Source organism: Neobacillus paridis (genome assembly GCF_016765675.1).
GTDB lineage: Bacteria > Bacillota > Bacilli > Bacillales > Cytobacillaceae > Neobacillus > Neobacillus paridis.
In genome coordinates, this window is the sequence record NZ_JAESWB010000162.1 from 1 (window position 1) to 691 (window position 691).

The 691-nt window shown below is 53.3% G+C and carries 1 protein-coding gene; it reads left to right on the forward strand.

The window, feature by feature from the left end:
* Positions 1-335 (forward strand): hypothetical protein (locus JK635_RS08510; RefSeq protein WP_202653528.1); only part of this gene is annotated, 335 nt, incomplete at its 5' end.
* Between the last annotated feature and the right edge of the window lie 356 nt (positions 336-691).

Below are 691 nucleotides of genomic sequence, written 5' to 3' on the forward strand. Positions count from 1 at the left end.
AGCATCGTGGCACACTCGCGCCTGGTCGCATACTGCAGCTACAGCCCACCTATGCCATCGTTCAGGACGACATCACTCGTACGCATTGGAAGCTGTCTTATGCAGCCATTGTTGCTGATCCAGCCCAGCATGTTGAGCGGACCCCGCAACCGCCACCACAACGAACTGACATGTCGGCATTTAAACTTGGCGACACGGTCAGCTTCACCGACAAGCACCTGCGTGAGCGCATTGGCACGATCACCCGCATGAATGCGAAGACCTGTTCCTTAATTTGTGATGGCGAGCAGTGGCGGGTCTCACCCGCGCTACTGCGAAAGATTATTGATCTCTAGGCAATAAGGGAATCACCGCTGCAGCAGAAAGGTATCTCCGGCAAAGTCAATAACGGTACCGACGTCACGCTTACTAAGGCTGCACTGAAAAAGCAAGCTTGATCAAGAGAGCGAGAAAGAACCACTCAGCCGCCTCCAAAGCCAGGGGGGCGCTGGCAGGGCCTCAATCCAGTTACAGGGCAGTGCCAATGTCACCGCGTTGTAACTGCATACCAAAATAATTTCAATGGGCTGCGGAATGGCCATCTGCCCTTACTTGCAAGGTACATGACCCTGGAAAAGCAGGCGAACTCATTGGCGGTGAACAGTTTTGCCAGACGATATGGATCAGCAAACACGAATGCAACGATTCATGA